The sequence below is a fragment of the Marinobacter sp. Arc7-DN-1 genome, assembly GCF_003441595.1.
Taxonomy (GTDB): Bacteria; Pseudomonadota; Gammaproteobacteria; order Pseudomonadales; family Oleiphilaceae; genus Marinobacter; species Marinobacter metalliresistant.
The window spans coordinates 1,219,307-1,244,582 of record NZ_CP031848.1; the positions used below are offsets into that span (position 1 = coordinate 1,219,307).

Annotated in this window: 24 protein-coding genes; 8 read left to right on the plus strand and 16 right to left on the minus strand. The window is 58.2% G+C overall.

The window, feature by feature from the left end:
• Positions 1 to 61: 61 nt before the first annotated feature.
• Entirely contained in the window at positions 62 to 997 is a 936-nt protein-coding gene (locus tag D0851_RS05685) for a glucosaminidase domain-containing protein (RefSeq protein ID WP_117617752.1), read from the plus strand.
• 107 nt (positions 998 to 1,104) lie between these two features.
• On the opposite strand, the gene D0851_RS05690 is transcribed toward D0851_RS05685, so the two are convergent.
• From D0851_RS05690 to zapE, 5 genes are all read right to left on the minus strand, one after another.
• Complete coding sequence (locus tag D0851_RS05690) at positions 1,105 to 3,819, minus strand: LuxR C-terminal-related transcriptional regulator (RefSeq protein ID WP_117617753.1); 2,715 nt, start codon at positions 3,817 to 3,819, stop codon at positions 1,105 to 1,107.
• Positions 3,820 to 4,035: 216 nt separating this feature from the next.
• Positions 4,036 to 5,397: a DUF1329 domain-containing protein gene (locus D0851_RS05695; RefSeq protein ID WP_117617754.1), complete on the minus strand. Its 1,362-nt coding sequence runs from the start codon at positions 5,395 to 5,397 to the stop codon at positions 4,036 to 4,038.
• 33 nt (positions 5,398 to 5,430) lie between these two features.
• Positions 5,431 to 7,296, minus strand: coding sequence for a DUF1302 domain-containing protein (locus D0851_RS05700; protein WP_117617755.1), 1,866 nt, complete (start codon positions 7,294 to 7,296; stop codon positions 5,431 to 5,433).
• 312 nt (positions 7,297 to 7,608) lie between these two features.
• Entirely contained in the window at positions 7,609 to 8,793 is a 1,185-nt protein-coding gene (locus D0851_RS05705) for a thiolase family protein (RefSeq protein ID WP_117617756.1), read from the minus strand.
• Positions 8,794 to 8,878: 85 nt separating this feature from the next.
• Positions 8,879 to 10,012, minus strand: coding sequence for a cell division protein ZapE (gene zapE, locus D0851_RS05710; protein ID WP_117617757.1), 1,134 nt, complete (start codon positions 10,010 to 10,012; stop codon positions 8,879 to 8,881).
• Positions 10,013 to 10,216: 204 nt separating this feature from the next.
• Between zapE and D0851_RS05715 the strand changes: the two genes are divergently transcribed.
• Positions 10,217 to 10,657 (plus strand): YhcB family protein, encoded by a 441-nt coding sequence (locus D0851_RS05715; protein WP_117617758.1) that lies wholly within the window; start codon positions 10,217 to 10,219, stop codon positions 10,655 to 10,657.
• Between the two features lie 256 nt (positions 10,658 to 10,913).
• Here the strand turns inward: D0851_RS05715 and D0851_RS05720 are convergent, their stop codons facing one another.
• From D0851_RS05720 to D0851_RS05770, 11 genes are all read right to left on the minus strand, one after another.
• On the minus strand, positions 10,914 to 11,657 hold the full coding sequence (locus D0851_RS05720; RefSeq protein ID WP_117617759.1) for a Nif3-like dinuclear metal center hexameric protein: 744 nt from the start codon (positions 11,655 to 11,657) through the stop codon (positions 10,914 to 10,916).
• A 166-nt stretch (positions 11,658 to 11,823) separates the two neighbouring features.
• Positions 11,824 to 12,876 (minus strand): histidinol-phosphate transaminase, encoded by a 1,053-nt coding sequence (gene hisC / locus D0851_RS05725; protein ID WP_117617760.1) that lies wholly within the window; start codon positions 12,874 to 12,876, stop codon positions 11,824 to 11,826.
• 204 nt (positions 12,877 to 13,080) lie between these two features.
• The gene (hisD, locus tag D0851_RS05730; RefSeq protein ID WP_117617761.1) at positions 13,081 to 14,385 is read right to left on the minus strand and encodes a histidinol dehydrogenase; all 1,305 of its coding nucleotides are present in this window, start codon (positions 14,383 to 14,385) and stop codon (positions 13,081 to 13,083) included.
• A 122-nt stretch (positions 14,386 to 14,507) separates the two neighbouring features.
• Complete coding sequence (hisG, locus tag D0851_RS05735) at positions 14,508 to 15,155, minus strand: ATP phosphoribosyltransferase (RefSeq protein WP_117617762.1); 648 nt, start codon at positions 15,153 to 15,155, stop codon at positions 14,508 to 14,510.
• Positions 15,156 to 15,184: 29 nt separating this feature from the next.
• On the minus strand, positions 15,185 to 16,447 hold the full coding sequence (gene murA / locus D0851_RS05740) for a UDP-N-acetylglucosamine 1-carboxyvinyltransferase (RefSeq protein ID WP_117617763.1): 1,263 nt from the start codon (positions 16,445 to 16,447) through the stop codon (positions 15,185 to 15,187).
• A 28-nt stretch (positions 16,448 to 16,475) separates the two neighbouring features.
• A complete protein-coding gene (locus D0851_RS05745; protein ID WP_117617764.1) occupies positions 16,476 to 16,718 on the minus strand; it encodes a BolA family protein in 243 nt (80 codons plus the stop codon).
• A gap of 107 nt (positions 16,719 to 16,825) precedes the next feature.
• A complete protein-coding gene (locus D0851_RS05750) occupies positions 16,826 to 17,158 on the minus strand; it encodes a lipid asymmetry maintenance protein MlaB (RefSeq protein ID WP_117617765.1) in 333 nt (110 codons plus the stop codon).
• Entirely contained in the window at positions 17,155 to 17,808 is a 654-nt protein-coding gene (locus D0851_RS05755) for a phospholipid-binding protein MlaC (protein WP_117617766.1), read from the minus strand. The genes D0851_RS05750 and D0851_RS05755 overlap by 4 nt, the downstream gene beginning before the upstream one ends.
• A 16-nt stretch (positions 17,809 to 17,824) precedes the next feature.
• The gene (gene mlaD, locus D0851_RS05760) at positions 17,825 to 18,283 is read right to left on the minus strand and encodes an outer membrane lipid asymmetry maintenance protein MlaD (RefSeq protein WP_117617767.1); all 459 of its coding nucleotides are present in this window, start codon (positions 18,281 to 18,283) and stop codon (positions 17,825 to 17,827) included.
• Between the two features lie 34 nt (positions 18,284 to 18,317).
• Positions 18,318 to 19,100, minus strand: a complete 783-nt coding sequence (mlaE, locus tag D0851_RS05765) for a lipid asymmetry maintenance ABC transporter permease subunit MlaE (protein ID WP_117617768.1) — start codon at positions 19,098 to 19,100, stop codon at positions 18,318 to 18,320.
• The gene (locus D0851_RS05770; RefSeq protein WP_117617769.1) at positions 19,097 to 19,909 is read right to left on the minus strand and encodes an ATP-binding cassette domain-containing protein; all 813 of its coding nucleotides are present in this window, start codon (positions 19,907 to 19,909) and stop codon (positions 19,097 to 19,099) included. Before D0851_RS05770 ends, mlaE begins: the two co-directional genes overlap by 4 nt.
• A 188-nt stretch (positions 19,910 to 20,097) precedes the next feature.
• Between D0851_RS05770 and D0851_RS05775 the strand changes: the two genes are divergently transcribed.
• The 6 genes from D0851_RS05775 (at position 20,098) to D0851_RS05800 (ending at position 25,200) form a co-directional block, all read left to right on the plus strand.
• Positions 20,098 to 21,078: a KpsF/GutQ family sugar-phosphate isomerase gene (locus tag D0851_RS05775; protein ID WP_117617770.1), complete on the plus strand. Its 981-nt coding sequence runs from the start codon at positions 20,098 to 20,100 to the stop codon at positions 21,076 to 21,078.
• 1 nt (position 21,079) lies between these two features.
• Positions 21,080 to 21,640: a KdsC family phosphatase gene (locus tag D0851_RS05780; protein WP_117617771.1), complete on the plus strand. Its 561-nt coding sequence runs from the start codon at positions 21,080 to 21,082 to the stop codon at positions 21,638 to 21,640.
• Positions 21,637 to 22,230, plus strand: coding sequence for an LPS export ABC transporter periplasmic protein LptC (gene lptC, locus D0851_RS05785; RefSeq protein WP_117617772.1), 594 nt, complete (start codon positions 21,637 to 21,639; stop codon positions 22,228 to 22,230). Before D0851_RS05780 ends, lptC begins: the two co-directional genes overlap by 4 nt.
• Positions 22,214 to 22,780 carry a lipopolysaccharide transport periplasmic protein LptA gene (lptA, locus tag D0851_RS05790; protein WP_117617773.1) on the plus strand — a complete coding sequence of 189 codons (567 nt, stop codon included), beginning with the start codon at positions 22,214 to 22,216 and terminating at the stop codon, positions 22,778 to 22,780. Before lptC ends, lptA begins: the two co-directional genes overlap by 17 nt.
• A complete protein-coding gene (lptB, locus tag D0851_RS05795) occupies positions 22,758 to 23,483 on the plus strand; it encodes an LPS export ABC transporter ATP-binding protein (RefSeq protein WP_117617774.1) in 726 nt (241 codons plus the stop codon). The genes lptA and lptB overlap by 23 nt, the downstream gene beginning before the upstream one ends.
• 196 nt (positions 23,484 to 23,679) lie before the next feature.
• Positions 23,680 to 25,200 carry an RNA polymerase factor sigma-54 gene (locus tag D0851_RS05800; RefSeq protein ID WP_117620301.1) on the plus strand — a complete coding sequence of 507 codons (1,521 nt, stop codon included), beginning with the start codon at positions 23,680 to 23,682 and terminating at the stop codon, positions 25,198 to 25,200.
• The last annotated feature ends 76 nt before the right edge of the window (positions 25,201 to 25,276 follow it).

Here is a 25,276-nt window from a genome sequence, read left to right on the forward strand (position 1 = left end):
GGCAGACGCCTCCGTATAACCTGTTATAATTCTTGCCATATCGACTTTGACGAGAGGTTTTATGTCTGCAGGTAAACGGGCGATGTTGCTGATGGCCCCCTTGATTGCGTTTGCGATCGGGGGCGGTTTCTATGTGCCACCGGAGGGTGGCGGGCAGAGCCGGTATGGCAACAGTGGATCAGAGCCCGCCCTGTCCTCCCTGCCGCCTTTGCCGGACTGGGCCAATGACGATCTGCCGGATTTTTCCAGGTACCGCGACACCACCGAGAAGAAAGCGGCGTTCTTCTCGTTTCTTTACCCTCGCATTGTTCTGGCCAACTCACGAATCCTTATTGAGCGCGACTACCTCGACAGCCTTGCCGGTAAGGAAGAATTGACCAGCAAGGAATACCGCTGGCTGGCCCGGCAGTCCGAGCGGCTGAGAGTGGATGCTGAACCCGGCAGTAAGGAGCAGTTAACGCTGCTGCGCAAGCGGCTGGATGTGATTCCGCCCTCGCTGATTCTGGCCCAGGCCGCCAATGAATCCGCCTGGGGCACCTCCCGCTTTGCCATCAAAGGCAACAACCTGTTCGGCCAGTGGTGCTTCTCGAAGGGCTGCGGCCTGGTACCACTTGGTCGTGCCGAGGGCGCAAGCCACGAGGTCGCCAGTTTCCCCTCGCCCTATCGCTCGGTGCGGGCCTATATCCAGAACCTGAACCGCCACCCCACCTACCAGCTGCTGAGAGACGTAAGGCTGAGGGATCGCCGCAACAATGGGCCACTCTCCGGCCTGGAGCTTGCCGAAGGCCTGCTTGGCTATTCCGAGCGTGGTGAGGAGTACGTAGAGGAGATCCGGGCGATGATTCACTACAACAATCTGGAATTTTATGACGACGACTTCCGGAGCGTGATCCGTGACCTGTCTCCGGACAGCCTTGAGCAACTGGCCTCTACCAAGGTGGAAACCGGACTGTTACCCCGCCAGTCATCACTGAGCAGTAACCCGGCTGAAGGTTAAAGCTGAAAATGGGGTCTGACCCCAGGGGGTCAAAAGCTGAAAATGGGGTCTGACCCCAGGGGGAAAGCTGAAAATGGGGTCTGACCCCAGGGGGTCAGACCCCTTCTTCATAGCAACCCAAGTTCGCGGGCACGCACTGTAGCCTGGGTGCGGGATTTTACTTCCAGCTTGGCGTTAATCCGCCGGGCGTGGGTTTTCACGGTATGCAGGGAAATGTGCAGTCTGTCGGCGATTTCCTGATTCGAGAGCCCTTTGGCAATCAGCTCCAGCACACCCTGCTCACGCTCACTGATCGGTTCCGCCAGAGCCTCGGCACCGCCGGCCTTCGGTTTCAATTCGAAAAGATTTCCCAGGGCCTCCTTGAAGGGGCCCTCCAGAAGCTGACCAAAGCCCTTCTCCATCAGCTCCTGAAGCTCTCCACGTAATTCCGAAAACGGGCTGATAAAGTGCTCGCGGGCGGCTTCGAGAACGACGGCGGACAGAACCTTCTGGGCAACCACCGGGCCTTTTTCATCCTGAACGATGACCGCTTCGAGCAACCGCATATGCAGTTCAACGCCCCATGGAATCGTGCCCTCGTAACGTTCACGAATGCCCTGCAGGGTTTCCCTGGCGCGGATCAGGTCGCCACGGGCCAGATCAATCCGAACCTGCAGGCAATCCAGCAGGCCCGGCATCATCGGGAACAGTTCCGGCACGCAGCCTGCCTCCCGGTAGGGTGCAAGCTTGCTGACCGCCTGGCCAGCGCTGTCGATCTGATTCTGGGCCAACCAGCAACTGGCCTTGAGGGCTTCGAGAACCGGCACAAACAGCGATTCATCCACTTGCCAGGAATGCATGGTGCGCTCGGCCCGGCCAATCCAGACAAAGGCGTCTTCCAGCCGGCCCTGGGCTCGGCACATCAGTACCCGGATGGTCATCGCCAGCAGCAGGCCCAGATCCCGGGTCTGTTCGGCGTGCCGGCCACAGGTTACCAGCAGCCGGTCGGCTTCTGCTTCCCGGCCCTGGTGCCAGAGCACCAATACCAGATTCAACTGAAGCCGGGTTTCGCCAATCCGTGCCGGCCGGGCCAGCTCCTGCATGGCAGTATCCAGGCCGGTGCGCAACAGTTGCTCGGCGTGTTTGAGAGCGCCTTTGCCCAACTCGATGCGGGCATGGGCGTAAACCGCCAGCGCTTCCGAGCCGGAATCGCCGGCTTCGCGGGCAAGCCTGGCAGCCCTCCGGTTGGCTTCCCGGGCCTCCTGGAAGCGGCCGGCCGCGCACAGGGCACTGGAGCGCACCATTTGGGTTACCAGTTGCCCCTGGGTACTGAGCTCACCTTCCTTTCCGCCTTCCTTTAGTGCCCTGTCGGCCATTTCCAGGGCCGGACCCACGCTGCCCTCACCCCTGAGAATAAAAGCTTTGAGAGCACAGATCCGTGCCGCATGCTCTTCCCGATCGGACTCCGGCAGACCTTCAATAAGGGCTCGCGCCTGACGGAACTGGCCGCCAATGGCATGAACCCAGCTGTAAACAATTCTCAGGCGGGCACTGCGCTCAAGAAGCTGGGCCGGCAAGCTCTTGCGAAGTCTGAGCAGTGACGCCGTATCCTGCCCCAGCAGCAAGGCCTCGGAGCCCTCGGAGGCGATTCGGATAACCTCATCAGCATCTCCGGCCAACAGCGCATACTTGAGGGCTTCCGGAAACTGATCCCGCACACCGAACCAGCGACTGGCCTGAAGCATTCGCCCGGCGTAGCCTGCCATCATGGGCGCTCTCAGCCATTCCTGCATCAGGGGGTTAAGCCGGTACCACCGTCCCCGGCCTGGCATGGGCTTGAGAGGAAGACCTCGATCAACGGCCTGGGAGGGAACGAAACCGGAATCCGGCAACAGCGACTCAAGGGCCAGGAACAGCTCATCGGAACACAGTTCCAGCTCGGCAATACCGCGCAAGGATCGAAGCTGTCCCGGTGTGAGACCACCAAGCACCGATTCTTTCAGGAACCGCTCCACACCCGCCGTTTCCTGTATCGGTTTTCTCTCCGGATTCCGTGCTACTTCACGGCGATAGAGCGCCAGTGGCGTTGCCCAGCCTTCGGTGATGTCGTACAGGTTGTCTACAGCCACGCTGGTCAGTTGGCTCCCTGCCATGGCCGGCAGGAAGAATTCGAAGGTTTCTGAGCGCGAGAACTCCAGTGCTTCGGTGCCAATTCGGGTAAAGCGGTTTTCAAGCTCGAGACCGTGGGTTTCAAAAGGCAGTGCCTTTCGGGAAATAAGTACGATCGAGGTGCCAGCGGGAAAGTCTGCAACCAGTTGTTGCAGCAGTTCGACCACGGCCGGGTTGCCCAGATTCTGAAGGTTGTCCAAAACCAGAACCCTTGGCTGCCCGGCACTCTTGCGGGCCAGCGCCACCTGCATCATCGCCAGGGTATCGGAGAAGGTGGCGCCACTTTGGTACCCCTGCTCCGGCGTCTCGGGCAGATTCAGGGCGATAGCGAGCAGCGTCAGAAAGCGCGACGGTGCGTTGTCCTGGGCATTCAGCGCAATCCAACGGGTCTGGTCGCCCGATACTCCGGAGCCGCCGAGGGCGCTGACCACCGCATGGGATTTGCCATAACCACAAGGCGCTTCAATAAACAGAACACTGCTGGAGTTCAGCGCTTCGGCAATCTTGCGGTCGAGCTTCGGCCGTGCCAGAGAGCCCGGCGGAACGGCGGGAATCTGCACCCTTTGCCTGAGCAAGTCCCTGACCAGTTCACCCCGCTGAAGACCACTGTTCGCTGACTGGAATTCATCGTTGGCTGCACAGCCATCATTGAATGGTTTCACGCACTGCCCCATTTAAATCCGGCCTGAACTGCCTTACACCGCCGGAAAAGTGGATCTTTGCACTGACTTTTGAGTGGCGACCGGCATCAGGTACGCCTTTAGTATGAGAAGAAGGTTAAACCAATTGAGGGGCGGGCTGCAAAATTTTGACGTGAAAGGATTTTAAAGCGTGTTAAAAAAACGGCGGGCCCGAGGGCCCGCCGTTTTCATCTGGCTGCAGAACAGCGCTTAACGGGTGCCGGCCCGGCGCAGTGCCGCGGGCGAATAATCCCTGGCACGACGATCCACACCAAAGGTGTAGGGGTTTTCTTCTTCGTTGGTCAGGCCAAGAGCCAGGTAACGGCCAGAGAGCAGATCGTACAGGGTCTCGATGGCATACCAGGGAACCACCTGATCGTAGAACTGCATGGCGTGGGCTTCGGCAACACGCCAGAGCTCCCCACGGCCATCGTAATGGTCAATAACCGACGCCTGCCAGGAGTCTTCATCAATGTAGAAGTCGCGCTGGGCATAGACGTGGCGCTCGCCCTTTTTCAAGGTGGCGCGGACATGCCATACGCGGTGCAGCTCATAGCGGGTAAAATCCTGATTGATGTGGCCAGGCTTGATGATCTGGTCGTAGGCCAGACTCCGATCAACCAGCTTGTAGGCGTTGTACGGAATGTACATTTCCTTCTTGCCAACCAGCTCCCAGTTGTAGCGATCCGGTGCGCCGTTGAACATGTCAAAGTTATCGGACGTACGCATACCGTCAGAAGCGGTACCCGGTCCGTCATAGGCTACCTGGGGTGCACGCCGAACCCGGCGCTGACCAGCATTGTAAACCCAGGCACGACGTGGTTCCTCAACCTGGTCAATGGTTTCGTGAACCAGCAGTACGTTACCCGCCAGACGAGCCGGGCCGGTAATAGCCTGCTTGAAGTAGAACAGAACGTTCGGATCGTCGCCCGGGCTGTAATCTTCGAGGTAGGTGCGCCAGGTCAGCTCGTCCTGGAATTTCACAACGGAGAAGTCACCACTCTCGGTCGGCGTTACCTGGCCGACGTTACGCTGGACAGAACCACCCCGATAGCGGGTAATGTGGTTCCAGATCGCTTCCAGGCCATTCTGAGGGATCGGGAAGGGGGTAGCAGACTGGTAGTTGCCCAGGCCATTACCATCCTTGATGAGCTCAACGGTGGTTGCATTCTCAACGGTCTGCTCCATAACTTCCTTCGGATAGGCCGCAGAACGGTGGGTTTCATACACCGGCATGAAATAATCGTTGTAACGCTTGATCATCGCAACCTGCCCCGGGGACAGTTTGTCTTTGTACTGATCAACGTTGCTCTGGTCGATGGTGAACTTCGGCTCTTCGTTGGGGTACGGATTTACGTATATGCCGTCACCCTTGTAGTTGGCCGGAGGGGTAGTCAACCCACCTGTCCACGGGGGGATTTCACCGCCATTGCCGGCTTTCATCGCGCCCATCGGTGTCAGCGAATCACCCAGCTTGGCCGCTTCTTCAGCAGAAACCGCACCCCAGGCCTGGCCGGCAAAAATGCTCGCTGCCAGAACGCCTGTGGCCAGTAGTTTCTTGTTCAGTTTCATTTAAATTCCCTCGTTCAACGAATTCGTACCGGATCAGAATGAGTATGAAATGCTGGCAGTCACGTAATCGCGGTCGGTCAACTCATTATACGGCTTTCCGTCAAAATAGTTCGTGTAACCGATATCGGCACTGATAACGTTCTGGTAAACCGCTTCCACGGACAGGCCAATCGCCTTGCTGCCCTCGTTGAATGCTCCGCCGGGCTGCGGGCTGTAACCTTTGACATCGTGGCTCCAGGCCAGTTGTGGTAACAGGTTTATACCGGCAAACGCATCGAGATAACTCCACACAAACCGGGCGCGGTAGCCCCAGGAGAAATCGGTAGTGAAGCCTTCATTGTTGCAGTAGTTGGTATTGATGTTAAGGGCCTGACCTGTCTGCCCGGACCCCTCACACGCCCCGCCCGGAAGCTGACCTATGCCAAACGTGCCTGACCTGCCATAACGGGCGGCGTCGTAATCGGGCAGGCCGTGTACGTAAGTCGCGCCAAACTCAGTAACCAGGGTAAGGCGGTCCGCCCCCATTACCTGCTCAAAGAACCTGATGAGCGTAAACTGTGCCTGGGAAACACCGTATTCATCGTACCCCTGAACGGCCTGACCGTTAAGAGACTGTCCGCCAGCCTGCGCCTCGCGAAGAACCTGGAGCTGGCTTGCCGGCAATCCGGTTTCCGGGTTTACGACCTCGTTGCCGCCATAAAGCAGCTCAAAGGCGTTCCACTGCAGCGGCAGCTTGTCGCGGTAGGAGTATTCAGCGCCGAGCGACCACCCGCCCGGAGTGATCGTGTTGATGCTCACCCCATAGAGGTTTATGTTTTCAGGGTACTCAATGAAGTAAAGCGGCAGGTTCTGGCCATTGTCCGGATCACGGACGACACCGCTGACATACGGCAGGCGGCTGTTGTACTTGATGTAGTAGAGGCCAAGCTCTGACTCATTCAATTGCGGCAAAAACCAGCGCATGGCAACGCCAAACTGATCCTTGGCATCCGCCTGCCTGTCTCCGACACGATCTGCAACCAGGCCTTGTGCAAGTGCCTGTGAATCAGGCAACTGACCGGCAAGCAGAACCGGGCCACAATCCTCGGCTGCGAAATCGTTGGTTGAGAAGAAGGTTCCGCAGTTATCCGGGCGAACTGGCTCCCAGTCGGTCTGTACGAAGGTTTCCACGGTAAGGCTTTCAGTCACACCGGCAGACATATAAAACATTTCGACCGGCAGGAGCGCGTCTTTAATCTCGGAGCCCGGCGCCCGGAAAGCGGGGACATCGATAGGGTTGATGATGTTGATGCCGCCCTGGATAAAGGTACTTTCGCCCCAGCTGAGAACCTGCTTGCCATAACGCAGGCTGACCGGAATCTCGCCAAAGTACCAGTCCGAGAACACATAGGCGTCCAGAATCTCACCACCGGAAGCATAGTCCTTGGCATATTGATTCAGCTCGCGGCGCTGACCGACAAAATCAACGGCACGGCTTTCATCTTTCAGTTCAAAATCATACCAGTAGCGGCCTCGGAGCAAACCACCAACACGGGTAAGGAAAGAGCTGTCGACGTTGTAATTGAGGTAAAGCTCGCTGTTACCCTTGACGATTTTGGAGTAGGTGTCGCCCTTGTCGAAGTTCAGGTTGCCGTCGTCGTAGTTGTTGGTGGAGGCACCGATGTTTTCCAGGGGGCCGCCTGGAGCGTATTCGGGGCCAAGGTTACCCTGGGCAATGAGGCGTTTGTCGCGATCTTCGACCCGCCAACCGGCACCTGCGGACAGCGTGGTGTTGAACTGGGCTTCCACATCTCCCACGTAAAACGAATAGGCGGCTGCCTGACCGGACATACCGGCTGCAACGGCCACGGCCAGCGGTAATTTGGTCCAACGCTGCCATTGGTGTATTTTTCTTGTCATTGGAAGGCTACTCCATTGTTGTTCTGAGTCGCTGCTCTGATTATTGGTATTCACGATGTATTGGAGGCTTCATGCACAGTGCTCGTGATGTTGGCACTATAGCTAACGCCTTCGGGCGCTTTGATCAGTCAAAAGTATGATTTTGCTCTCACAGCTCGTTTACCGCCGGGTTTCGTCGCACAGAATCACTATAGACAACAATTTTGGTTGCAACCACTTTGGTTTTGGTGGTTTTTCTCGGCGCTTTACCCGGGGGTTTCCGGCATGGGGGAAGCACCGAGGAGGTGAATCTCTCTCCTCACAAATCCGGGCTTAGAGCATCTCGATAGCCATGGCGGTGGCTTCACCACCACCGATACACAGCGCTGCGATGCCTTTCTTTTTGCCGTAGCGCCGGAGGGCGTACATCAGGGTTACCAGCAGGCGCGAGCCGGTGGAGCCGACTGGGTGGCCCTGGGCGCAGGCGCCGCCGTGGATGTTGACTTTCTCGGGATCCAGGCCAAGCTCGCGGATTGGCATCATGGCAACCATGGCAAAGGCTTCGTTGATTTCGAACAGGTCGACGTCTTCCTTGCTCCAGCCGGTTTTACCGAACAGGGTTTCGATGGCGCCAACCGGGGCGCAGGTGAACTCGGAGGGATGCTGAGACTGGGTGCTGTGGCCGACGATGCGGGCCAGGGGCCTGAGGCCGCGTTTTTCGGCTTCGGATTCACGCATCAGAACGAGTGCGGAGGCGCCGTCTGAGATGGAGGAGGCGTTGGCGGCGGTTACTGTGCCGTCTTTGGCGAACGCCGGTCGCAGACTCGGGATCTTTTCGATGTTGGCGTTGTGGGGTTGTTCATCGTCTTCGACCACCACGTCACCTTTGCGGGTTTTTACGGTAACCGGGACGATTTCGTCCTTCAGCAGGCCCTCTTCGATGGCTTTCTTGGCGCGAGTGAGGGAGGTAATGGCGTACTCGTCCATTTCTTCGCGGGTGTAGCCTTTCTTATCCGCCATTTCCTGGGCAAAGGCGCCCATCAGCCGACCGGTTTCGGCATCTTCCAGGCCATCCAGGAACATGTGATCCTGCGGCGCCTGGCCCGGCCCCATGCGGTAACCGCCGCGGACACCCTGCAGGATGTAGGGAGCGTTCGACATGCTCTCCATACCACCGGCGACCACGATGTCGTTGCTGCCGGCCTTGATGAGGTCGTGGGCGAACATGGCGGCTTTCATACCGGAGCCGCAGAGTTTGTTGACGGTGGTGGCGCCGGTGCTATCCGGAAGACCCGCCTTACGCATGGCCTGCCGGGCCGGCCCCTGTTTCAGACCAGCGGGCAGGACATTACCCATGATCACTTCCTGCACATCGGCAGGCTGCAAGCCGGCACGCTTCACCGCCTCGGCGATGGTGATGGCCCCCAGGTCAGTGGCGCTAACATCGGCCAGGCTGCCCTGAAAACCGCCCATGGGGGTGCGGGTGCCGCTTACGATGACTACATTGTCTGTGCTCATTCTGAATCTCTCCTAAAAGTGGGGTCAGATGAAAATGGGGTCAGATGAAATTTTCATCTGACCCCATTTTCATCTGACCCCGATTTCACGGTTTGTGGGGTGCTTCGAGGTATTCCCGGGACTGCATTTCCAGCAGGCGGGATTCGGTGCGCTCGAATTCGAAGCTCAGGCGGCCTCCGGTGTAGAGTTCGGTGATGGGGGCGGCGGCTGAGATGATAACCTTGACGTTTCGGTCGTAAAATTCGTCAATCATGTTAATGAAACGGCGGGCCTGGTCGTCTTTCTCTTTGCCCAGCACGGGCACGTTGCTGACGATGATGGCGTGGAACTGCCGGGCCATTTCGATGTAATCATTCTGGCTGCGGGGGCCGTCGCAAACGTCTTTGAAATCAAACCAGACCACGTCGTCCGCGTGGGCCTGGGCCGGGATTTTGCGGCCGTTGATTTCCATGGTTTTACTGTGTTTCCCGGCTTCAACCGCCAGTCCATCAAAGCTTTTCCGGAGGCTGACGTCTGCTTCCTTATCCAGGGGCGAGTGGAACAGCTCCGCCTGCTCGAGGGTTCGCAGGCGGTAATCCACGCCGCCGTCGACATTGACCACATCCGTGTGCTTTTTGACCAGCTCGATGGCAGGCAGGAACCGGGCCCGCTGGAGGCCATCCTTGTACAGGCCATCCGGGACGATGTTGGAGGTGCACACCAGGGTCACGCCCCGGCTGAACAGGCCGTCCATCAGGGTGGCGAGGATCATGGCGTCGCCGATATCCGAGACGAAAAATTCGTCGAAACAGATCACCCGGGTTTCGTCGGCGAACGTCCTGGAAACCAGCTCCAGGGGGTTCTTCTCGCCCTTGAGGGATTTGAGTTCGTTGTGGACACGCTGCATGAAGCGGTGAAAGTGAACCCGCATCTTGCGATTGAACGGCAGGGATTCGTAGAAGGTGTCCATCAGGTAGGTTTTACCGCGGCCTACCCCGCCCCAGAAATACAGGCCCTTAACCGGCTCTTCCCGGCCTTTTTTCAGTTTGCGGCGCAGTTTGGTCATTGCCTTGTCACGATCGCTTTCCGCTTCAACCAGTTTGTCGTACAGTGACTGCAGGCGCTTGACGGCATCTTCCTGGGCCGGGTCCTTCTGAAAATCCGGGCGTTCAAGATCCTTCTGGTAACGTTGCCAGGGGGTCTGGGTCGCACTGGTTTCGGAGGACATCGCAGCTGTCATCAAGGTATTCCCGGAAGTTGGTCGTAAATTTGGGCGCCGTATTGTCTCGCATTTGACAAATTTTCGCCACGTTGCGCGCCATAGGAGCAATACGACGATTGGCGCAGGCCACAATCATGGGATGATGGCGCCCGGGGCGTTATACTCGTACTACAAGGGCTTGAAGGGCTTGGCTCACTATTAGGTAAAAGGACGACACAGCATATGACAAACCTGATTCTGGCAGCGATTGCCGCATTGGTTGTTGGCATTGTCATCGGGGTATTCGTTGGCCGTTCCGGGCAGGGGACGACACTTCGCCAGCGCCGGGCGGAACAGCAGATTGAGGAACTGAAAAGCGAGTACACGCGCTACCAGGCCCAGGTGAATGAGCATTTCATGGAGTCGGCCCATTTACTGCGCCGGTTCAATGATGTCTATCGGGATGTGAACCAGCATTTGGCCCGTGGAGCCAACCGTCTTTGCAATGACGAGGACTGGATGGAGGAACTGGCGCAGGAGACTTCCAGGAAGCGTCTGGAGGAAGTTCGCGAGGATGGTGTCGAGCCGCCCCGGGATTATGCTCCCAAGTCGGATCCGAAGGATTCCGGGACGCTGGCCGAAGACTTCGGGCTCAAAAAGGGTGACAAGGCTCAGCAGGCTTGATGCCCTGAACTGTATAAGACTGCGGATTTGGTGCTTGCGCGGAGCGGGATGGGCCTGCCAAAACCCGCTCCTTGCGGCACGTCCCTGTGGCGCTTGAGCTCCGCCATCCATGGCTCCGCACAGTTTTGGCAGGCCCATCCCGCCCCGCTCGTTCTGACACATCTGCTATTCGCCTTGGTTCCCAGGTCTTATTTCCGTGAACTTGGGGTCAGATGAAAGCTTTCATCTGACCCCGTATTCGACCCCGTATTCGCCGCTATACCGGGTTATCGCAATCGATGAATTTGTGCGTTATGCCAAACTCATTAGCCAGCGCCTTCCCGAGAGCCTGCACACCATAACGCTCTGTGGCGTGATGACCAGCTGCATAATAGTGGATACCACACTCTCTGGCTGTATGGGTCGTCGGCTCGGAGATTTCACCGCTGATGTAGGCGTCCAGGCCCGCATCCAGCGCGGTATTTATAAATCCCTGCGCAGCGCCGGTACACCAACCTACGCGTTTGATCGTAGCCGGCCCCTCGCCAACCCAGAGCGGTTCGCGGTGCAGTCGCCTTGCGAGATGGAGACCGAATTTCTCCGGAGACATTGCCTCCTCAAGCTCACCTTCCCAAACCAGACCGCCTAATGGGCGGGGCTTTTTGATGCTCAGGACGTCTGCCAACTGGCGGTTGTTACCGTATTCGGGATGGTCATCCAGCGGGAGATGGTAGGCAACGAGGTTGATATCGTTGTCCAGCAGTTGCTTCAGACGCTCGCGCTTCATGCCCTGGATTCGTTGATCCTCACCTTTCCAGAAGTAGCCATGGTGAACGAGGATCATATCTGCGTTCGCCTCAATGGCGGCTTCAATCAGCGCTTTTGAGGCGGTTACACCGGAGATAATGGTGTTGATTTCAGACTTGCCTTCAACTTGAAGGCCATTGGGACAGTAATCCTGGAAGTTCTCTGGCTGCAGCCATTCGTTGATTTTACTCAGGATGTCGTTTCGTTCAGCCATTAGTGCTCCGCTCCGGACTATTTCAGAGAAGTTCGACGAGCAAGGCAGGCTGCCCTTTCCGGGAATGTAGAGGGCCATGGATGGCCCGAAACAAGCGCACATGGATGTGCTCGTAGCGGTTCCCGGAAAGGGCTGCCTGCCTTGCTCTACCCGCTAACTCCGAAGGCTAAAGGGTTTCGAGGCCAGCAATCAACGCCTCATTCTGCTCGACCGTGCCAATGGTGATTCGCAGGAATTCGCTAATTCGTGGCTTGTTGAAGTGCCGGACAATAATGCCCTGCTCCCTCAGGCCCTTGGCCAAAACTTCGCCAGCCTGCTCTTTATGACGGGCAAAAACGAAGTTTGCCTTTGAGGGTAACACCTCGAACCCAAGACCTTCGAGGGCGGCGGTTACACGCTCGCGCTCGGAAATCACGCCGTCACAGCACGTGCGGAACCAGGCCTCGTCTTCGTAGGCCGCTTGGGCACCAGCAAGGGCCAGACGATCCAGCGGGTAGCTGTTGAAGCTGTTTTTAACCCGGTTCAGGGCTTCAATCAGGTCCGGGTGCCCTACGGCAAAACCGACTCTCAGGCCGGCGAGAGAGCGGGCCTTGGAGAGGGTTTGGGAAACCAACAGGTTCGGGTACTGGTCGACCAAAGTAATCGCGCTCTCGCCACCAAAATCAATGTAGGCCTCATCCACGACAACTACCCGGTCGGGATTGGCGATCAGAATTTCTTCGACATGCTGCAATCCGAGGTAACGGCCAGTCGGGGCGTTCGGATTCGGGAAGATGACGCCGCCATTGGGCTGCTTGTAGTCTTCCGGGTTGATCTCGAAGCTGTCGGTGAGCGGAACCGCCTTGCTCGGGATATCGTAGAGCCCGCAATACACCGGATAGAAACTGTAGGTAACGTCCGGAAACAGGACGGGGTCGCCGTGCTGGAACAGGCCGTAGAAAATGTGGGCCAGGACTTCGTCGGAGCCGTTGCCCAGGAATACCTGCCCGGGCTTGATGCCGTGGTAGGCGGCAATCGTCTGGCGCAGGCTTTCACCTTCCGGGTCCGGGTAGAGGCGGAGGTTGTCGTTCAGTTCAGCCTGGATGGCTTCGATGACTTTTGGTGAGGGGCCGAAGGGGTTTTCGTTGGTGTTCAGCTTCACCAGATTGGCCATTTTTGGCTGTTCGCCAGGGACATACGGGACCAGGTCGTTTACCAGGGGGCTCCAGAATTTACTCATTTTTGGCTCCGAGTAGACGGCAGGTGGGCGAGGCTCCGCCCGGGAACCGCTACGAGCACATCCATGTGCGCTTGTTTCGGGTCATCCATGGCCCTCTACATTCCCGGGCGGAGCCTCGCCCACCTGCCTGCAAACTTCGTGAACATGGGGTCATGAACATGGGGTCAGAAGAACGCGTTCTTCTGACCCCGAGGTCCGATCACATTACTCTTTGATTCGATACTCCGCCGACCGGGCATGGGCCGTTAACCCTTCACCCCGGGCCAGCACTGACGCCACACGCCCCATACGATCGGCACCTTCGGCACTGAAACCAATGATGGAGGACCGCTTCTGGAAGTCATAGACGCCCAGAGGCGAGGAGAACCGCGCAGTGCCGCTGGTAGGCAGAACATGGTTCGGGCCAGCGCAGTAGTCGCCGAGGGCCTCAGCGGTGTAACGGCCCATGAAGATAGCGCCGGCGTGGCGGATGTCTTCGAGCATGGCTTCGGGGTCTTCCACCGAGAGCTCAAGGTGTTCCGGGGCGATGCGGTTGGAGACAGCCGCGGCTTCTTTCAGGTCGGCGACCTGAATAAGCGCGGCGCGGTCGGTCATGGAGGTGCGGATGATATCGGCTCGCTCCAAGGTGGGCAGCAATTTGTTGATGCTGGCTTCGACCGCATCGAGGAAAGCCGCGTCCGGGCTGACCAGGATGGACTGGGCCTGTTCGTCGTGTTCGGCCTGAGAAAAGAGGTCCATGGCGATCCAGTCCGGGTCGGTTCTGCCATCGCAGATTACCAGGATTTCCGAGGGGCCTGCGATCATGTCGATGCCGACAACGCCGAAGACTTCCCGCTTGGCGGTCGCAACGAAGATATTGCCCGGGCCTACGATTTTATCGACAGCCGGGATGGTTTCGGTGCCATAGGCCAGGGCGCCCACTGCCTGAGCCCCGCCCACGGTGAAGACACGGTCAACACCTGCAATTGCAGCAGAAGCCAAGACCATGTCGTTCACTACACCATCGGGCGTTGGAACAACCATGATCACTTCGCTCACACCGGCAACTTTCGCCGGAATGGCGTTCATCAGTACCGAGGACGGATAAGCCGCCTTACCGCCGGGCACATACAACCCGGCCCGATCCAGCGGCGTGACCTTCTGGCCAAGCACGGTGCCGTCTTCGTCCTCATACTGCCAGGACTTCTGGTTCTGCCGCTCGTGGTAATCCCGAACCCGCTCGGCCGCTTTCTCAAGAGCCACGCGTTGGTCCTGGGGAATCGCTTCCAGCGCTTGCTGCAAACGGCTCTGGTCCATTTCCAGCTCGGCGACAGAATCAACCTTCAAACGATCAAACTTTTCGGTAAATTCCAGAACCGCCTGATCGCCGCGGGTTTTCACCTCATGCAGGATATGACGCACCGACTCGTTCACCTGATGATCAACGCTGTCGTCCCAGGCCAGCAGTTTGGCCAGAGAACTGTCGAAGTCACTGTTTGAGGTGTTCAGTCGTTTGATGCTAACGGTCATAATTTAAATCCTGCTCTGGATTGTTGGCTTGCCGCCGCCGGATACCCGCCGGCAGAAATTTCCGGGGTCAGAAGAAGGCTTTCTTCTGACCCTTACTTCCACAGGGCTTCCCAGGCCAGCTCCTACTCAGGAGCCCGGCGTTTCTCAACCGCAGCAGCCATCTTTTCGATTATGGGGTTAATACGCTTATGTTTCATCTTCATGGACGCGCGATTGACCACTAATCGACTACTGATATGCTCAATTAACTCACGGGGTTCAAGGCCGTTTGCCTTCAAAGTATTACCCGTATCAACAATATCCACGATTTCATCAGCCAGCCCCAGAATCGGCGCCAGCTCCATCGCACCGTAGAGCTTGATGATGTCGGCCTGGCGCCCCTGTGCCGAATAATACCGGCGAGCCAGGTTCACAAACTTGGTAGCCACCTTGATACGACCGGGCGGCGGAGTCTGGTCTTTCGGGCCAGCCGTCATCAGGCGGCAACGGGAAATGTTCAGATCCAGAGGCTCGTAAAGCCCCTCCCCACCATGCTCCATCAGAACATCCTTGCCCGTCACACCAAGATCCGCACCACCGTACTGCACATAGGTCGGCACGTCGGTTGCGCGGATGATCAGCACCCGCACGCCGGGATCAGTCGTCGGAAACACCAGTTTGCGGGATTTCTTGATGTCGTCGACCAGCTCGATGCCGGCTTCCGCCAGCAGCGGCAGGGTTTCTTCCAGGATTCGTCCCTTCGACAAGGCGATTGTGATGGAATCTGTCATGGATTCTTCCGGTTTCCCGTTGATGTCTTTCACGCTGGCAGGCGGCGGATGGTGGCACCCAGCAACTGCAGTTTCTCTTCGATGCACTCGTATCCGCGATCGATATGGTAAATACGGTCTACGATGGTATCGCCGTCGGCCATCAGGCCAGCAATGACCAGGCTCGCGGACGCCCTGAGGTCCGTGGCCATGACAGGCGCACCGGTCAGGTGGTCTACGCCCTTGATGATGGCAGCATTGCCTTCAAGGGTGATGTCCGCGCCCATGCGGATCAGCTCCTGCAAATGCATGAACCGGTTCTCGAACACGGTTTCCACAATGGTGCCAGTGCCCTCGGCGACGGCGTTCATGGCGGCGAACTGGGCCTGCATGTCCGTCGGAAACGCAGGATAAGGCGCCGTGCGCAGGCTTACCGCTTTCGGACGATTGCCTTTCATGTTCAGCTCAATCCAGTCCGGACCGGTGCTGATGTGGGCACCTGCTTCCTCAAGCTTGAGCAGAACCGCTTCGAGCAGTTCTTCGCGGGTATCCTTGAGCTTTACCCGGCCACCGGTGGCCGCTGCGGCAACCAGATAGGTGCCGGTTTCGACACGGTCTGGCAGTACGTTGTAATGGCAACCGTGCAGACGCTCGACGCCGTTGATTTCGATGGTTGCCGTGCCGTGGCCCCTGATATCCGCGCCCATGGCGATCAGGCACTCGGCCAGGTCCACCACTTCCGGTTCACGGGCGGCGTTTTCCAGGATGGTTTTACCGTCTGCCAGCGCAGCAGCCATCATCAGGTTTTCTGTGCCGGTTACCGTAACCGTGTCCAGGAAGATGTGGGCACCCTTCAGGCGGCCGTTGGTCTTCGCCTTGATGTAACCGTTTTCAACCCTGATTTCCGCCCCCATCATCTCCAACCCGTGGATATGCAGGTTTACCGGCCGGCTACCGATTGCACAGCCACCGGGCAGGGACACTTCCGCCTCGCCGAAATGTGCGACCAGTGGGCCCAGCACCAGAATGGACGCCCGCATGGTTTTGACCAGCTCGTAGGGCGCGTGGAACTGCTTGATGGTATTGGCGTGGATTTCCACGCTCATCTTCTCATCAATGATCACTTCAACGCCCATGCGGCCCAGCAGCTCGATCATGGTGGTCACGTCGTGCAGGTGTGGCAGGTTGCCGACGGTCACCGGCTCGTCTGCCAGAAGTGTCGCCGCCAGAATCGGCAGCGCGGCGTTCTTGGCGCCGGAAATCCGGATTTCACCATCCAGGGGCTTGCGGCCCCTGATCAGAAGTTTGTCCACAATAAGGTTCCTGTCTTGTAGGGGGCTCTCAGCCCTGGCGCGCTGCCCATTCCGCCGGAGTAAATGCTTTCGGATGGAGGGCGTGAATTGAGCCATCCATAATCTGCTGGAACAGCGCCTTGTTGATCAGCTGCTGGCGCTTGATGGTCGGCAGGCCTTCAAATACATCACCCACCACGACAACCATATAATGGGTACCATCAACCTGTACCTGAACCTCACAGTCGGGCAGTGCTTCTTTGACCAGCTCGGTCACTTCGGTGGCATCCATAGAAAATCCTCGGGGGTTTTGACATCAGGGGCGGGATTGTAACCAATTCCGAAGCCCGGGTCAGCTTTACTGTCCTGTAACCAAAGGGACCGGAACCGGAGGGATGATCAGTGGGCGGGGTGCGCGGATTCGGGGCCGAAGCCGGCAAGCTGGTCTTCCAGGTTGCTCAGGGCAGCCAATGAAACCAAACGGCCACTGACGCCCCGGAATGACAGTGAAATACCCGCCTGATGCGCCAGTCGCTGCCAGCAGAGCAACATGGACAAGACAACACTGTGGGCGGTGACCAGACCGTCCAGATCGACAACCAGATTTCCGGACGCGGTGCCGATCAGCTTTTCGCCCTGATTTCTCAGGGCCACGACGGTATCCGCGCTCACTTCCCCGGTAACAATCAGAACGCCATCCGCCAGTTCAACCCGCGGCGCCCCGGAGGTCATGACTTGTCCACTTTTTGGTCGAAGTTCAGGGACTTGGCGGCGTCACTCCAGCCGTCGATCACTGCCTGAATCTGGCCCCGGTTCTCTTCCATTTCCTGGCTGAACCGATCCCGGAAGGCCAGCCCGATGTTCACGCCTTCAACAATGACGTTCTCCATCAGCCAGCGACCATTGCCGGTCTTGTACATGGAATAGGTCACCGGGTACCGGTTACCGGAAGCACTGATCACTTCCATCTGGACCGACGCCCGGTCGTCGCTCTGCGGGTTGATGGTGGCTTCCTTAACCTTGATCTGGAAGTCCTCGGCGTTCACCAGCGCCTGGGCGTAGCTGTCGAACAGGCTGCGCTTGAACGCGACCACAAACTCGTCCCGCTGTTCGGGCGTGGTCTGGCGCGCATAACGCCCCATGACCCGGGCGGCGATACGACGGAAGTCCACAAAGTCGGTCAGCGCCTGATCCATGCTTTTATAGAAGGCCTCGGGATCCCTCTCGTAGAGACCCCGCTCATTATTAAGCTTTTCGACCAGCCGCTGAGTGTTCTCATCCACATAGTCGCGGAGATCTTCAGCCTCGCCAGCCTGAACAGGCGCTACCAGAAACAGTGCCATTAAAAAGCCAACGAGAATGTGGTGTTTCAGTGCAGACATCAGGGTCTCCTGTCGATTAGTTCCCGGCCCGGCCCGAAGCAAAGTTACTGATCAGTCGCTCAAGGTTCATGGCCGACTGGGTCGAGTAGAAAGTATCACCTTCTTTGAGCGACTCCATTTCGGCGCCGATCGATATATCAATGTACTGTTCTCCGAGCAGGCCGGATGTACGTATAACCGCGGAACTGTCAGCCGGAATATTATCGACGTCAGAGTGAATCGACATCTTGACCCTCGCCTGAAAGGTCTCCTTGTTCAGGGTGATGGATTCGATAGTCCCAACAGTGACGCCCGCCATGGATACACGGCCACGAGGCGTCAGCCCGCCGGAATCGTTGAAGTTGGCATAGATGGTGTAGGTGCTTTCAGCGGATTTCGCCGACAAACCGCTTACCTGCAGCGCCAGAACCAGCAGGGCTGCAACGCCTGCGATCATGAACAGGCCAACAATGATTTCAGTCGTTCTTTGTGCCATTTCCGGCTCCGGTAATGTCTCGTTAATCGATGGTTCAGAAATCGCCAAACATGACAGCGGTCAGTACAAAATCCAGCCCCAGCACAGCCAGAGACGAGTACACCACAGTCTTGGTCGTCGCGGAGCTGATGCCTGCCGATGTCGGCACACAGTCGTAGCCCTGGTAAACAGCGATCCAGGTGCAGACAAAGCCGAATACGACACTTTTAATCATGCCATTGAGCACGTCGTCAACGAAATCCACCGACGACTGCATGTTGCCCCAGAATGAGCCCTCAAACACGCCCAGCCAGTCTACGCCCACCAGCATGCCGCCCCAGATACCGATAACGGAGAAAATGGCGGCAAGCACCGGCATGGCAATAAAGCCGGCCCACAACCGGGGCGCCACCACACGGCGCAGCGGATCGACCCCCATCATTTCCATGCTGGACAACTGTTCAGTGGCCTTCATCAAGCCGATTTCCGCCGTCAGGGCGGAGCCGGCGCGGCCCGCGAACAGCAGCGCAGTCACCACGGGGCCCAGTTCACGCACCAGGGTCAGGGCAATCATCTGGCCGATGGCGGCTTCGGAGCCGTAATCACTGAGAATGGTGTAACCCTGCAGCGCCAGCACCATACCGATGAAAAGGCCAGAGACCACAATAATCGGCAGCGACAGGACACCAACCGCGTACAGCTGTTTCATCAACAGCGGAAAACCGGTTGCCGGCCTTGGCACGCCCCCCAGCACACCCGCAAGGAAGCGGCCTGAACGGCCAAACGACGAGACAGTATCCAGGCCAAGGCGCCCGAATGCGGCGATTCTTTCGATCAAGACACACCCCCGGAAAGTCCGAAATCCCTGGCGGCACCCTCTGCCGGATAATGAAAAGGCACGGGGCCATCCGGCTGCCCCTGAAGAAACTGCTGCACCTGCCCTGAGGGATGTTCCCGGAGCTGGTCCGGCGTGCCTTCGCCAATCACCTTGCCATCGGCGATGATGCAGGCGTAATGGCAGATGCTCAGGGATTCCGGCACATCGTGGGAAACCAGCACACTGGTCAGCCCCATGGAGCTGTTCAGATCCCGGATCAGTTTGACCAGAACGCCCATGGCGATAGGATCCTGGCCGGCAAAAGGCTCGTCGTACATGATCAGTTCCGGATCCAGCGCAATGCTTCTCGCCAGGGCGACCCGTCGGGTCATGCCTCCGGACAGTTCCGAGGGCATCAGATGCCTGGCACCACGCAGCCCGACGGCTTCCAGCTTCATCAGAACGATATCCCGGATCATGTCTTCCGGAAGGCTGGTGTGCACGCGCAGGGGAAAGGCAACGTTCTCGAATACGCTCAGATCGGTGAACAGGGCACCGCTCTGGAACAACATGCCCATTTTTTCCCGGAATGCATAGAGGGCCTTGCGCTTGAGCCTGGGCACCTCGTGGCCATCCACCACCACACTGCCGGAATCGGGCCGGAGTTGACCGCCGATCAGGCGCAGGAGTGTGGTTTTACCAGTGCCGCTGGGGCCCATGATGGCGGTAATCCTGCCCCGGGGAATATCCAGGCTGACACCGTCGAAAATCCGGCGCCCGGAGCGGGAAAAGACAACGTCCCTGAGCAATATGTAAGCCGATGAATCCATAGTCCTTACCTTTCAAAGAGGGGCTACATTATGCCAAGGAGCGCCTAAGCTCAATCCAAAGAACCCAAAATGTACTGATAGCAATGATCAGTTTGACTGAACTTTCGGTAACCGGGCATCGTTGCCGGGCGAAAATGATATACTCCTCCGACCATTTCCAATGTCTTAACAGCCAGGCCCCAAGCCCGATGAACGAACAGACTCCGACCGATTTCCGAACGCCCGCCCTGCGTGCCATCCGCATCGAGCGAGACGCCATCAACGCTCTTGAGAGCCGTATCGACGATCATTTTACCCGGGCCTGTGAAGTTATTATGAAGTGCACGGGCCGCGTGGTGGTTACCGGCATGGGCAAGTCCGGCCACATCGGGAACAAGATCGCCGCAACCCTGGCCAGCACCGGCACGCCCTCGTTCTTCGTTCATCCGGGCGAGGCAAGCCACGGCGACATGGGTATGATTACCTCTCAAGACGTGGTTATCGCCATTTCCAACAGTGGCAACACCAGCGAGGTGGTCACCATTCTGCCACTGATCAAACGGATGGGCGCCCCGTTGATCAGTATGACCGGCAATGCGAATTCCACCCTGGCACGGGAAGCCGTGGCCAATCTGGATGTCAGCGTACAGGTAGAAGCCTGCCCCCTGGGCCTGGCACCCACGTCATCCACCACCGCAACCCTGGTGATGGGCGATGCCCTCGCGGTCGCCCTGCTTGAGGCCAGAGGTTTCAGCGCCGAAGATTTTGCCTTTTCCCATCCGGGCGGAAGCCTGGGCCGGCGGCTATTGCTGCGGGTCTCTGACATCATGCATACCGGTGATCGCATTCCGGTTGTCAGCGAAAGCACGCCCCTCAGCGGTGCCCTGCTGGAAATCTCCCGCAAGGGCCTCGGCATGACCACTGTCGTTGATGAACAGGGCGCGCTTGCAGGAATATTTACGGACGGCGACCTTCGCCGGACTCTGGACCGCTCAGTAGACATCCACAATACGCCCATCCATGAGGTGATGACCCGGCATGGAAAAACCATCCAGGCCGATCATCTCGCGGCAGAAGCATTGAACGTGATGGAAGAAATGAAGATCAACGCCCTGCCGGTTACCGATGAGAGCGGCGCCCTGATCGGCGCCATTAACATGCACGACCTGCTGCGGGCCGGGGTTATCTGATATGCAGAATGAATGGCCCGAATCCCTGCTGGCGAAAGCGGCGCAGATCCGCCTGATTGCCCTTGATGTCGACGGCATCATGAGCGACGGCAAGCTCTACTTCAGCGCCACCGGCGATGAGCTCAAGGCGTTCAACATTCTCGACGGCCTGGGCCTGAAACAGTTGATGGCTGCGGGCATAACTGTCGCTGTCATCACCGGGCGCAAGTCGCCACTGACGGAAAAACGCATGCGGGACCTCGGTATCCCGCACCTGATGCAGGGACGAGAGGACAAGAAAGCAGCCCTGCAGGAACTGGCGAGTACCATGAACATCCGCCCGGAAGCGATCGCCTACATGGGCGACGATCTGCCAGACTTGCCAGCCCTGACGTTTGCAGGCCTTGGAATCACAGTGCCCAACGGATACTGGCTGGTCCGGCAGCAGGCGGATTACTGTACCCGGGCCCAGGGAGGAAACGGCGCCGTGAGGGAGGCTTGCGACCTGCTGCTTAGCGCCCACGGAAAGCTGGACGCAGCGCTGGCCCCCTACCTGGGGCCTGATCAGGAGGCTGGCACGTGAACTGGCTCCCGGACCGGCCCCGGCTGCAAACGCTGGCACTGGCGGGTACCATTGTCGCGGCGGTGTTTTTGCTATGGCGAAGTGATGAGCCTCCGGTTATCGACCGGCAGGCCGCCGATCTGAGAGGCGATACCGAACCCGACGGATTCGTGGTCAATGGCAAGTACACCGCGTTCGATGAAGCCGGCAACCCCAAGGTCAGTTTTACCAGCCCGCGGATAGAGCAGTTCGAGGAAGGCAACCTGGCCACCCTGGAATCGCCGAGAGCCGAGCTCTACAGCGGTACCGGGGGCGCCGACAGTCTGCCCTGGATTGTGGAAGCCGAAAATGGCAGCCTCCTGCAAAATGAAAACCTGCTTTACCTGACCGGCAAGGTCCGGGTACTCCGACGTGTTGGCGGTCGGGACACCACCCTGACAACACCAACCCTGACCCTGGACAACGACCGGGGCCTGGCATACACAGACGCACCCGTAGAGATACGCGACGTGACAGGCACCACTCGTGCCACAGGCATGAAAGCGTGGATCGACGAGCGGATTCTGGAACTGAACTCCCAGGTGGAAGGACACTATGAAACCGGAAACTAACCGATACCGGGGCCTGATGGCTGCCCTGCTGACCGTCGCCATGGCCGGGCCGGCGGCAGCTTTCGAGCTTGATTCTGATATTCCCATCAAGGTAACCGCAGACAACGCCCGCCTCGACGACGGCCAGGGTATCGCCACCTACACCGGCGATGTAGAGCTGGAACAGGGCGAGACCCATCTGAGCGCGGAGCGTGTGGTTCTGTACCGCGACGAAAACGGCCTGAACCGGATTGAAGCCTTCGGAAGCCCGGCCCGTTACCGCCAGCCAACCCGTGAGGGCGAAGGTGAAACCGACGCCAGGGCGCTGAATATTACCTGGTCGGCCACTGACCAGCGTCTGATCTTTGAACGGCAAGCGGTCATCGAACAGAATGGCAACCTGTTCCGGGGCGATGTCATCCATTATGATACCGTCCGCCGGGTCGTAACTGCCCAAGGCGGCGCCGATACCGGTGAAGGATCCGGCCGGGTAGAAATGGTGATTCAGCCACGCAGCACTGACAGACGCACTGACAGACAGGAATCCGATGGCAGTTCTGAGAGCCAGTAATCTGGCAAAGAGTTATAAACAGAAAAAAGTGGTGATCGACGTTTCCCTGGAAATCCGCAGCGGGGAAATTGTTGGTCTGCTGGGCCCCAATGGCGCCGGTAAAACCACCTGCTTTTACATGATTGTGGGGCTGGTTCCCGCCGACTGCGGCCGGATCACCATCGACAGCCGCGACATCACTCATCTGCCCATGCACGGCCGGGCGCGTCAGGGCATCGGTTACCTGCCCCAGGAAGCCTCGGTATTCCGCAAACTGTCGGTGCGCGACAACATCATGGCCATTCTGGAAACCCGCAAGGGTCTGGGTAAGGCGGAGCGGGGAAAGAAGGTGGAAGAATTGCTCGAAGAATTCCACATTACCCACATTCGTGACAGCATGGGCATGGCCCTGTCCGGCGGCGAGCGCCGGCGTGTGGAAATTGCCAGGGCCCTGGCGATGGAGCCGGCCTTCATCCTCCTGGATGAGCCGTTCGCCGGTGTCGACCCCATTTCCGTGAGCGATATCAAACACATCATCCGGCATCTTCGGGACAAGGGCATTGGTGTGTTGATTACCGACCACAACGTGCGTGAGACCCTGGACATCTGTGAGAATGCCTACATCGTTTCCGGTGGCCACATCATCGCCTCCGGTAATGCCGAGGCCATTCTGGCCAACCAGCAGGTGAAGGAAGTGTATCTGGGCGATGAGTTCCGACTGTGAAATTGGGGTCAGATGAAATTGGGGTCAGATGAACTTTTCATCTGACCCCCGGATTGTTTTGATGATCTGTAGCAAGTAAACTCGGCAAAGAACTTGCTAGGGTAATACAGGGCCAAGGCAAGTAACCGACATATAAAGAATTTTTCACTACCTACGACACCAAGCGCTGATGAGTGACGGATCCTGAACCATGGTAATGAAAGCCTCCTTACAGTTAAAGCTGGGTCAGAGCCTGACCATGACACCCCAGCTGCAACAGGCGATCCGGCTTCTACAGCTTTCCACTCTCGACCTTCAGCAGGAAGTCCAGCAGGCCCTGGAATCCAACCCCATGCTGGAGACGTCCGAGGATGAGGATCAGCCGGAGACCGACACCGGGAATGACGAACGGGAGGCCAATGCCACCGAGTCCGCCGCTGAGACAGTTCCCGAACCTTCACCCGACTGGGATGAAACCGAAAACGGTCCGGACTGGTCCTCGGAAAACGAAATCCCGGATAATATCCCGGACGATCTCCCGGTCGACACCGCCTGGGACGATATCTACCAGTCCGCACCGGCATCGGCCGCCCGTAACGATGACGAAAACGATCACGATTTCGAGACCCGCAACTCCCCCACTGACACGCTTCAGGATCACCTGGAATGGCAACTGAACCTGACCCCGATGAGCGAACGGGACCAGGCCATTGCCCACGCTTTGATGGACGCAGTGGATGAACGCGGCTATCTGACCAGTCCGCTGGAAGAGATTCATGCCGGGTTGCTGGATGAAAACGAAGAAGACCCCCTTGAGCTGGATGAAGTCGAGGCGGTCCTTCACCGGCTGCAGCATTTTGATCCTCCCGGCGTGTTCGCCCGGGACCTGCAGGAATGCCTGCTGATCCAGCTCAACCAGCTGCCGCCGGAAACGCCCTGGCTGGCCCAGGCTCGCCTGGTCATCACCCATTACATCAATCTGCTCGGCAACCGCGACTATGCCCAACTGCTACGCCGCAGCCGCCTGAAAGAAGACCAGCTGCGGGATGTACTGGCCCTGATTACCGGCCTGAATCCCCGCCCCGGTGACGTGATTGACCGCACCGAACCTGACTACGTAATTCCGGATGTGATCGTTCGCAAGCACAACGGCCGCTGGCGCGTTGAACTGAATCCGGAAATTGCCCCGCGCATCCGCGTCAATGCCAGCTATGCTTCTCTTATAAGGCGTGCGGACAGCAGTGCCGACAACACCTACCTGCGGGATCAGTTGCAGGAGGCGAAATGGTTTATCAAGAGCCTGCAGAGCCGCAATGAAACCCTGCTGAAAGTGGCGACCCGTATTGTCGAGCACCAGCAAGGATTCCTGGATCAGGGTGAAGAAGCCATGAAACCGCTGATCCTCTCTGATATCGCCCAGGCGGTTGAGATGCATGAGTCCACGATTTCCCGGGTCACCACCCAGAAATACATGCACACCCCCCGGGGAATTTTCGAGCTGAAATATTTCTTCTCCAGCCATGTCAGCACTGACGAAGGCGGTGAATGTTCTTCCACGGCGATCCGCGCGATGATCAAAAAGCTGATTGCCGCGGAAACGCCCAAAAAGCCGTTGAGCGACAGTAAAATTGCAGCCATGCTAGGAGAACAGGGAATCAAGGTTGCGCGACGCACCGTTGCCAAGTACCGGGAGGCCATGCACATTCCGCCTTCGAACGAACGCAAGCGGCTGGTCTGAACACCCCGGGGTCCGGGCGCAACGTACTATTTGCCGGCGCACAATGCGCCAGCACCCAGACCGGCTCCCGGGAGCC

What these genes read in the sequence shown, in the direction of transcription:
- hisD (WP_117617761.1), bottom strand. Translation starts at nt 14,385, where the DNA reads ATGACCGTTAGCATCAAACGACTGAACACCTCAAACAGTGACTTCGAC.
- D0851_RS05720 (WP_117617759.1), bottom strand. Translation starts at nt 11,657, where the DNA reads ATGGCTGAACGAAACGACATCCTGAGTAAAATCAACGAATGGCTGCAG.
- D0851_RS05715 (WP_117617758.1), top strand. Translation starts at nt 10,217, where the DNA reads ATGACAAACCTGATTCTGGCAGCGATTGCCGCATTGGTTGTTGGCATT.
- D0851_RS05755 (WP_117617766.1), bottom strand. Translation starts at nt 17,808, where the DNA reads ATGTCTGCACTGAAACACCACATTCTCGTTGGCTTTTTAATGGCACTG.
- D0851_RS05745 (WP_117617764.1), bottom strand. Translation starts at nt 16,718, where the DNA reads ATGGATGCCACCGAAGTGACCGAGCTGGTCAAAGAAGCACTGCCCGAC.
- D0851_RS05705 (WP_117617756.1), bottom strand. Translation starts at nt 8,793, where the DNA reads ATGAGCACAGACAATGTAGTCATCGTAAGCGGCACCCGCACCCCCATG.
- D0851_RS05685 (WP_117617752.1), top strand. Translation starts at nt 62, where the DNA reads ATGTCTGCAGGTAAACGGGCGATGTTGCTGATGGCCCCCTTGATTGCG.
- hisG (WP_117617762.1), bottom strand. Translation starts at nt 15,155, where the DNA reads ATGACAGATTCCATCACAATCGCCTTGTCGAAGGGACGAATCCTGGAA.
- lptB (WP_117617774.1), top strand. Translation starts at nt 22,758, where the DNA reads ATGGCAGTTCTGAGAGCCAGTAATCTGGCAAAGAGTTATAAACAGAAA.
- D0851_RS05800 (WP_117620301.1), top strand. Translation starts at nt 23,680, where the DNA reads ATGAAAGCCTCCTTACAGTTAAAGCTGGGTCAGAGCCTGACCATGACA.
- zapE (WP_117617757.1), bottom strand. Translation starts at nt 10,012, where the DNA reads ATGACAGCTGCGATGTCCTCCGAAACCAGTGCGACCCAGACCCCCTGG.
- D0851_RS05770 (WP_117617769.1), bottom strand. Translation starts at nt 19,909, where the DNA reads ATGGATTCATCGGCTTACATATTGCTCAGGGACGTTGTCTTTTCCCGC.
- D0851_RS05695 (WP_117617754.1), bottom strand. Translation starts at nt 5,397, where the DNA reads ATGAAACTGAACAAGAAACTACTGGCCACAGGCGTTCTGGCAGCGAGC.
- hisC (WP_117617760.1), bottom strand. Translation starts at nt 12,876, where the DNA reads ATGAGTAAATTCTGGAGCCCCCTGGTAAACGACCTGGTCCCGTATGTC.
- D0851_RS05750 (WP_117617765.1), bottom strand. Translation starts at nt 17,158, where the DNA reads ATGACCTCCGGGGCGCCGCGGGTTGAACTGGCGGATGGCGTTCTGATT.
- lptA (WP_117617773.1), top strand. Translation starts at nt 22,214, where the DNA reads ATGAAACCGGAAACTAACCGATACCGGGGCCTGATGGCTGCCCTGCTG.
- D0851_RS05780 (WP_117617771.1), top strand. Translation starts at nt 21,080, where the DNA reads ATGCAGAATGAATGGCCCGAATCCCTGCTGGCGAAAGCGGCGCAGATC.
- D0851_RS05775 (WP_117617770.1), top strand. Translation starts at nt 20,098, where the DNA reads ATGAACGAACAGACTCCGACCGATTTCCGAACGCCCGCCCTGCGTGCC.
- mlaD (WP_117617767.1), bottom strand. Translation starts at nt 18,283, where the DNA reads ATGGCACAAAGAACGACTGAAATCATTGTTGGCCTGTTCATGATCGCA.
- D0851_RS05690 (WP_117617753.1), bottom strand. Translation starts at nt 3,819, where the DNA reads ATGGGGCAGTGCGTGAAACCATTCAATGATGGCTGTGCAGCCAACGAT.
- D0851_RS05700 (WP_117617755.1), bottom strand. Translation starts at nt 7,296, where the DNA reads ATGACAAGAAAAATACACCAATGGCAGCGTTGGACCAAATTACCGCTG.